Here is a 7,744-nt window from a genome sequence, read left to right on the forward strand (position 1 = left end):
CACGAAGGAGCCGCGTGGATGACCACGCGGCTCCTTCGCTGCTCAGCGCAGAGGCCGAACCCTGCTCAGCCCAGCGGACCGACCGCTGCCGACCTCACCTCAGCCGAAGTGCTCCGGCAGGGTCTTCTCGTGCGCGTCGCGGAGTTCGTTCAGTCCGATCGAGAAGTGATCGACGAGCTCGAGCTGCGGCTCACCGTCGCCCGTGTCGGTCATGCCGATGCGGATGAAGGGGAAGCCGCGGGCGGTGCACATGTCCTTGAACCGGACCTCCTCCGATCGCGGCACGGCGACGATCGCCCGTGCCGTCGACTCGGAGAACAGGGCGGTGAAGACGTCGATGCCGTCGCGTTCGCAGAGTTCGTCGAGCCAGATGCGCGCCCCGGTGTCGAACCGCAGGCTCGCCTCGACGAGGGCCTGGGACAGGCCGCCCTCGGAGAGGTCGTGGGCGGCATCGACCATGCCGTCGCGCGAGGAGTTGATGAGGATCTCACCGAGCTCGCGTTCGGCCTCCGGCTTGTACTGCGGAGGAACGCCGCCGAGGTGACCGGCCGTGACATCGGCCCACGCCGAACCGTCGAGTTCGGCCTCCGTGGTGCCGAGCAGGTAGATCGTCTGCCCCGGCTCACTCCAGCCGCTCGGGGTGCGACGGGCGACGTCGTCGAAGACGCCGAGCACACCGACGACCGGGGTCGGGTGGATGGCCACCCCGCCGGTCTGGTTGTAGAGGGACACGTTGCCGCCGGTCACGGGGATGCCCAGGTCCTGGCACGCCTCGGCGAGGCCTTCGACTGCGGCGGCGAACTGCCACATGATCTCCGGATCCTCGGGCGAACCGAAGTTGAGGCAGTCGGTGACCGCGCGGGGGATGGCCCCTGCGGTGGCGACGTTGCGGTAGGCCTCGGCCAGCGCCAGCTGGGCGCCGCGGGCCGGGTCGAGGTAGCCGTAGCGGCCGTTGGCGTCCGTCGCGATGGCGACACCGAGGCCGGACTCCTCGTCGACGCGGATGACGCCGGCATCGTCGGGGAAGGCCTGGGCGGTGTTGCCCTGGACGTAGCGGTCGTACTGGGTGGTGATCCACTCCTTCGACGCGAGGTTCGGCGCGGCCGCGAGCTCGAGCACGGTCGCCCGCAGCTCGTCATCGGTGGACGGTGTGACCAGGCCGGCGGCCTCGACGGAGTTCGCGGCCACCTCGGCGGTCCAGGAGGGCTCGGTCATCGGACGGTTGTAGACGGGTCCGTCGTGGGCGACCGAGCGCGGGGGCACGTCGACGATGACGTCGCCGTGCCATTCGATGATGAGGCGGCCGGTGTCGGTGACCTCGCCGAGGACGGAGGTCTCGACGTCCCACTTCTCGACGATCTCCATGAAGTCGTCGAGGCGGTCGGGCCGGACGACGGCCATCATCCGCTCCTGCGACTCGGACATGAGGATCTCTTCGGGGGTGAGGGTGTCATCGCGCAGCAGCACGTCGTCGAGGGCGATGTGCATGCCGCCGTCACCGTTCGAGGCGAGCTCGGAGGTCGCGCAGCTGATGCCCGCGGCGCCGAGGTCCTGGATGCCCTCGACGACGCCGGCGCGGAAGAGCTCGAGGCAGCATTCGATGAGGACCTTCTCCGCGAAGGGGTCGCCCACCTGGACGGCGGGCCGCTTCGAGGGCTTCGTGTCGTCGAACGATTCGGAGGCGAGGATCGAGGCTCCGCCGATGCCGTCGCCGCCGGTGCGGGCGCCGAAGAGGACGACCTTGTTGCCCTTGCCGGAGGCGTTGGCCAGGCGGATGTCCTCATGCCGGAGAACGCCGACGGCCAGGGCATTGACCAGGGGATTGCCCTGGTAGACGGAGTCGAAGACGGTCTCGCCGCCGATGTTGGGCAGGCCGAGGGAGTTGCCGTACTGGCTGATGCCGGCGACGACGCCGTGGACCACGCGGGAGGTGTCGGGGTGGTCGATCGCACCGAAGCGCAGCTGATCCATCACGGCCACGGGGCGGGCGCCCATCGAGATGATGTCGCGGACGATGCCGCCGACGCCGGTGGCCGCGCCCTGGTGGGGTTCGACGTAGCTCGGGTGGTTGTGCGACTCGACCTTGAAGGTCACCGCCCAGCCGTCGCCGATGTCGACGACGCCGGCGTTCTCGCCGATGCCCACGAGCAGGTGCTTCTTCATGTCGTCGGTGACGTAGTCACCGAACTTCGACAGGTGGACCTTCGAGGACTTGTACGAGCAGTGCTCGGACCACATGACGGAGTACATCGCCAATTCCGCCGAGGTGGGGCGACGGCCGAGGATCTCCCTGATCCGGGCGTATTCGTCGGCTTTGAGGCCGAGTTCGGCGAACGGCTGGTCGACGTCGGGGTTCGCGGTGGCGAACTCGACCGTCTCCTTGACCTTCTTCGAGGTCTGATCGACCTCCTGGGCATCGTCCGCGCGAGCAGACTCGGAATTCGCGGAGATGAGGTTTTCAGACATGTCCTCTGGGTGGCCCTTTCGTACGACACGGAGCTCAGCGTCCATCTTATCCGGGCCGGGTTCGTCCCGCGCGCCCGCCCGGGGGAGGGGCCGCCTCGGCGAGGGCGTCGACGCATGCTTCGGTGACGCTGTCACGGTGCGCCACCTCGGCGAAGACGGCTGCGGTGAGGTCCGCTGACAGGGTGACGACCTCCGCTGTGGCAGGGGAACCGGGCCGCGAAATAGAATAGGGGTCATGGCCACTCCCAAGATCGTGCTCTTCTATGTCTTCACGCCGCTGCCCGACCCCGAGGCCGTCCGGCTCTGGCAGCACACCCTCGCCGAGAGCCTCGGTCTCAAGGGACGCGTGATCATCTCGGAGCACGGGATCAACGCGACGCTCGGCGGTGACATCGGCGAGGTCAAGGCCTATGTGCGAGCGACGAAGTCGTACGAGCCGTTCCGGGGAGCCGACATCAAATGGTCGAACGGGCAGGGCGATGACTTCCCGCGGTTGAGCGTCAAGGTCCGCCCCGAACTCGTGACGTTCGGAACCGACGACGAGATCACGGTGACCGCCGACGGCGTCCAGGGCGGGGGAACCCACCTCAAACCCGGTGCTCTGCACAAGCTCATGGACGAGCGCGGCAACGAGGTCGTCTTCTTCGACGGACGCAATGCGATGGAGGCGCAGATCGGGAAGTTCCGGGACGCGATCGTGCCCGACACGGAGACGACGCGCGACTTCATCGCCGAGATCGAATCCGGCAAGTACGACGACCTCAAGGACAAGCCCGTCGTCACCTACTGCACCGGCGGCATCCGCTGCGAGGTGCTGTCCGTGCTCATGAGGAACCGCGGGTTCAACGAGGTCTACCAGCTCGACGGCGGCATCGTCCGCTACGGCGAGACGTTCGGGAATTCGGGGTACTGGGACGGTTCGCTCTACGTCTTCGACAAGCGCATGCACGTCGAGTTCGGTGCCGGTGCCGAATCGATCGGCCGCTGCGTCGCATGTGGGGAGTCGACTCCGGAGTTCGTCAACTGCGCCGACCCCGCCTGTCGCAAGCAGTATCTGCGGTGTGCGGAATGCACTGCGGCCGGTCGTCAGCCCCGCTGCACCGAGTGCGTGGTCGCGCCCTATCCCGCCGAGGCGGCCGCCGGCTGACCGCGATCGGCTGACCGCGGGCGCGCCCCACGGGCCGAGACGAGCGCTTTGAGTCGATCGCCACAGGTCAGCGGGATGAGCCGTGGTGGCCAGCGGTCCTACTCTCCCTTACAGGAGATGCCGGTCGAGGATCTGCTCTCGGACCTGTCGGGCAGCGTGCCCGTCTGCGATGACGGGCATCAGATGATCACCGAGCCGCGTCGACATCGCGATGACGCACCGAGCTTCCGCCTCGATCGGATCGGCACAGATCTCTCCGAAGAGCTCTCGAAGGTAGTCAAGGTGCTTCTGGTCGACCCGGCGCAGACGTCGAGCCACCTCCGGATCCCGGCGGCCCCAGTCGCGGATCGCCAGCTCGACATCGACGCTGGTGGCGGGGCGGTCGTCGGCCTCGTCGACAACCTCGATCAGACGCCGAATCCTCTCCCGGGGATCGTGTGGTCTGCCGCTCTGCTCGGTCCGTTCGATGATGCTGTCCGTCACCTCGCGCTCCCACGTGTCGAGCATCTCAGTGAGCAGTGCCGAGCGATCAGCGAAGTATCCGTAGAAACCGCCCTTGGTGACGTGAAGAGCCTGCGCCAGAGCCTCGACCCGCACGGCGTCCGGGCCACCGGCGGCGAGTGCCCGAAGTCCCTCATCGATCCAGGCGCGTCGCGGAGTTCGCGGATTGGCCACGGTCACCTCCTTCCAGATCAGATCTATACGGTACCGCATACATCCTGGTACCGTTGATTTATACGTATCCGTATATATCGAGGTGATCATGAGACTGTCCCCGAGCGCCTATACGGCCAGAGACTGGCGAATGCACGAGATCGCCCCCGACTTCACCGTCGAGGACGTCTGGGAGCTGCCGATCCGAGGGACCCGCGATGAGCTGCCTCGCGTCGTTGACGCGATATTCGGCAGTTCGTTTCCCGACGATGCGCCGCTGATCGTCCGCTTCCTCTGGGCGGCCCGGTGGAGGATCGGCGCACTGCTCCGTTGGGACGACGCCGACAACGGACTCGACGCCCGAGTCCCGTCGCTGCGGGAGAGACTGCCCGCTGACCTTCGCGCCGGTGCCGACACCCAGTTGGACCGCTTTGCGGTGGTCTTCCGAACCGACGACGAGTTCGCGGCAGAAATGGCCAACCGCACCGTCCACACAGTGATGCACCTGGGCTGGCTGCCGGGAGACGCCGGGGACTATGTCTGCCGCATGACCGTGCTGGTCCGCCCCAATGGCAGGCTCGGCGCGATCTACATGACGGCGATCAAGCCCTTCCGGCGGCTCTTCGTCTATCCGGCCCTGCTGCAGATGATCGCGCGGCGGTGGGACGCTGCTTCTCAGGCCCGCTGAGTCCTCCCGGGGAGTCGCTCGTTGCGAGAGGGAACAGACGGAGCTCCAGTCGGGTCGTTTTATCGGACGGCAACTGACCCCGTAGCACCGAGTGCGTGGCCGCGCCCTATCCCGCCGAGGCGGCCGCCGGCTGACCGCGATCCGCTGACCGCAGGCGCGCCCCACGGGCCGAGACGAGCAGGGCTGCCCCGATCTGGATGACGACTCCGTAGCGGGCGACCTCGCCGAAGCCGACGGTGGCGAGCATCGCGATGAGGTAGCACAGAAGCATTCCGGCGGTGAGTTTGCCGACCCAGCGCCACTGCGGGCCGAGGATGAGCATGACGCCGAGGCCGACCTCGGTGAGAGTGGCCATGACGGCCGCGGCTGCGACGAGGGCGTCCGGTGCCCACGGCAGGAGGATCCCGGTGTAGGTCGTGAAGTCGCCCCAGCTTCCCCACGAGACGCCCGGCTCACCCGGTGCGCCGAGGACTCCGAAGCGGTCGGCGACCGAGAGGACGAGCTCGATGCCGAGTGCGACGCCGAGGAGCCGTCCGGCGAGCCACCGTGCCCACGCGTGCCCGGTCAGCGCGGCCACGGCGGCGATGACTGTCAGGGTCGAGAGCGCGATGACGACGGGTCCCGGCGGTGACCCGAGGAGCAGTCCCCAGACGAGGACTCCGAGTCCGAGCGCGGTCCAGATCCAGCCGCCGATGAGGCGCGGGTGATCCATCGATTCCATGAGCAGTCCTCTTCCGATGCCAGCCGAGATGGTAAGGTGCTTGACTGTTATCACGTTAGGAGGTCTCGCTGAGATGGTCAAGCACCTGACTAATCCACTGCAGGAGCGACCGCTGCCGCTCGGCTCCCTGCTCGCCGCGACCGCACAGCATCTGCTCGCCGGATTGGACGACGCCCTCGCCGAGGCGGGACTGACCGGAATCCGCTCCGCGCACGCCCCGCTGTTCCTCGTCATCGACCCCGAAGGGACCCGGGCCTCGGTGCTCGCGCAGCGGGCGCGGATGACGAAGCAGGCGATGGGGGAGCAGGTCCGCCACCTCGAGCGGCTCGGCTATGTCGAGGTGGTGCCCGACCCGAACGACGGGCGGGCGCGACTCGTGCGCCTGACCGAGGCGGGGTGGACAGGCGTCGAGATCGCCGGGCGGGTCATCGATCGCTTCGATGCGTGGCTCGACGACCGGATCGGCGCCGAGGTCGTCGCCGAGCTGCGTGCCAGCCTTGGGGAGATCCTCCTCAGTGAACCGTCGGAATGGGCAGCGCGTCCCTGAGCCGAGCGCTATCGCCTCACCCCGTCATCAGCGCAGCAGACTCGTCACTGCGGCCCCGACGTCGGTCCAGCGGAAGTCGAAGCCGGCGGCTTCGAGCTTCTCGGGCAGCACCCACCGGCTCTTGAGGACGAGTTCGGACTCCTGCTGGAGGACGAGCATTCCGGATTCGAGCAGCCACCGCGGCGCGGGAATCCCGATCGGCATCCGCACGGCTCGCCGCAGCGCTGCCATGAGTGCCGTGTTGTCCGAGACGCCGGGGCTCGCGAGGTTGATCGGACCCGAGAGCTCCGGGTGCGCATCGATGAACCGGATGGCGGCGATGAGGTCCTCGATGTGAATCCAACTGAAACGCTGATGACCATGGGTCGGCTCGTGTCCCCGCCAAACCGTCGGTCCCGACGGGGTCGGGCCGATTCCCCGGTAGCGCCGATGCCCGAACCAGCGGCCCTCGAGCTGAGGTCCGCCAGCACCGAAGCGGGCGGCCGTCGCGAGCATGGTCAGCGCCGCGCCGTCACCGAGGACGATCGCCATCCGCGCGGCCACGCGCCGAGTGCGCGGCAGATCGCCGCGGAAGAACTCGGCCTCCCAGCCGGTCGCGACGTCGACGGAGAAGCCCGCCCCGATCTCGCCGGTCGATTCGGTCTGCGGGCGATCGGTGGCATGCCGGTAGATCGTCGCCGTGCTTGCGTTGATCCACAGTCGCGGCGGCGCCGAGGCGGCGGTGACTGCGTTGTGGAGTGCTCGGGTCGTGAGGATGCGGGAGTTCCAGATCTCATTGCGGTTGCGGTCGTTGTAGCGACATCCGACGCTGCGGCCGGCGAGGTTGATGAGGAGATCGGCTCCATCGACCGCTGCGGCGATGCCAGGAGTGTCCTCCCATGAGGTGTCCGCTGACGCACCGCGCCCGATCGTGCGCACCCGGTAGCCCCATTCCTCGAGCGGACCGAGGAGCGAGCGGCCGACGAACCCGGATGCGCCGGCGATGACCGCGATGGGAGAGTGGGCCAGTGGTTCCGCAGGATCGCTCATGGGGCCACCGTAGCGTCGGATCGTTGACCCGCCTGGCTGCCCCGCGAATCCGGACTCTTGGGTCTCGACCTGTGGTTCGCTGGACTGGCCTTCAGCCTCCTCGGCTGCGCGTACTTCACGACGACCAGTGCGACAGCAGACGACCGACCCCATTGGATCACGGGCACCGCAACCCCCTGTGTTCCGCGTGTTTACAGCGGTGACGGTTGTCACAGGCCGAATCCGGGCCAACGAGTTGCAGGCAGCCTCTCCAGTGGTCTAGAGTCATATCTCGTTCGCCTCACCGGGAACACCACGATCAAAGGGTGTCCCTACCGGGTGTGACCAGCACAAACAGTGGTTTGATGCGGTGGGTCACAACACGGTTGGAAGTGAGTGCGGGCAGCCTGTGGATGCCCCCGGTTGATCACGCGGAAAATGTTTCGTGTGGTGGTTGGGTGTGTGTTTGTGGTTTGAGAATCCAATAGCGTGTTTGTTTGAACAATGTGATGC

Annotated in this window: 7 protein-coding genes; 3 read left to right on the forward strand and 4 right to left on the reverse strand. The window is 67.4% G+C overall.

Annotated elements, in window-relative coordinates:
* Positions 1–99: 99 nt before the first annotated feature.
* On the reverse strand, positions 100–2,466 hold the full coding sequence (gene purL, locus ABD154_RS08220; protein WP_344251039.1) for a phosphoribosylformylglycinamidine synthase subunit PurL: 2,367 nt from the start codon (positions 2,464–2,466) through the stop codon (positions 100–102).
* Between the two features lie 235 nt (positions 2,467–2,701).
* Here purL and trhO point away from each other — a divergent pair, with 235 nt between their 5' ends.
* Positions 2,702–3,613, forward strand: coding sequence for an oxygen-dependent tRNA uridine(34) hydroxylase TrhO (gene trhO / locus ABD154_RS08225; RefSeq protein WP_344251040.1), 912 nt, complete (start codon positions 2,702–2,704; stop codon positions 3,611–3,613).
* A gap of 108 nt (positions 3,614–3,721) precedes the next feature.
* Here trhO and ABD154_RS08230 read toward each other — a convergent pair whose 3' ends face one another.
* Positions 3,722–4,378: a TetR/AcrR family transcriptional regulator gene (locus tag ABD154_RS08230; RefSeq protein WP_344251041.1), complete on the reverse strand. Its 657-nt coding sequence runs from the start codon at positions 4,376–4,378 to the stop codon at positions 3,722–3,724.
* Here ABD154_RS08230 and ABD154_RS08235 point away from each other — a divergent pair.
* Positions 4,377–4,955 (forward strand): DUF2867 domain-containing protein, encoded by a 579-nt coding sequence (locus ABD154_RS08235; RefSeq protein WP_344251042.1) that lies wholly within the window; start codon positions 4,377–4,379, stop codon positions 4,953–4,955. The genes ABD154_RS08230 and ABD154_RS08235 overlap by 2 nt on opposite strands.
* Positions 4,956–5,061: 106 nt before the next feature.
* Here the strand turns inward: ABD154_RS08235 and ABD154_RS08240 are convergent, their stop codons facing one another.
* Positions 5,062–5,676 carry a hypothetical protein gene (locus ABD154_RS08240; protein WP_344251043.1) on the reverse strand — a complete coding sequence of 205 codons (615 nt, stop codon included), beginning with the start codon at positions 5,674–5,676 and terminating at the stop codon, positions 5,062–5,064.
* Positions 5,677–5,749: 73 nt separating this feature from the next.
* On the opposite strand from ABD154_RS08240, the gene ABD154_RS08245 reads away from it, so the two are divergent.
* Positions 5,750–6,223 carry a MarR family winged helix-turn-helix transcriptional regulator gene (locus tag ABD154_RS08245; RefSeq protein ID WP_344251044.1) on the forward strand — a complete coding sequence of 158 codons (474 nt, stop codon included), beginning with the start codon at positions 5,750–5,752 and terminating at the stop codon, positions 6,221–6,223.
* Between the two features lie 27 nt (positions 6,224–6,250).
* Here ABD154_RS08245 and ABD154_RS08250 read toward each other — a convergent pair whose 3' ends face one another.
* Positions 6,251–7,252 (reverse strand): epimerase, encoded by a 1,002-nt coding sequence (locus tag ABD154_RS08250; RefSeq protein ID WP_344251045.1) that lies wholly within the window; start codon positions 7,250–7,252, stop codon positions 6,251–6,253.
* Between the last annotated feature and the right edge of the window lie 492 nt (positions 7,253–7,744).

Source organism: Brevibacterium sanguinis (genome assembly GCF_039528855.1).
GTDB lineage: Bacteria > Actinomycetota > Actinomycetes > Actinomycetales > Brevibacteriaceae > Brevibacterium > Brevibacterium sanguinis.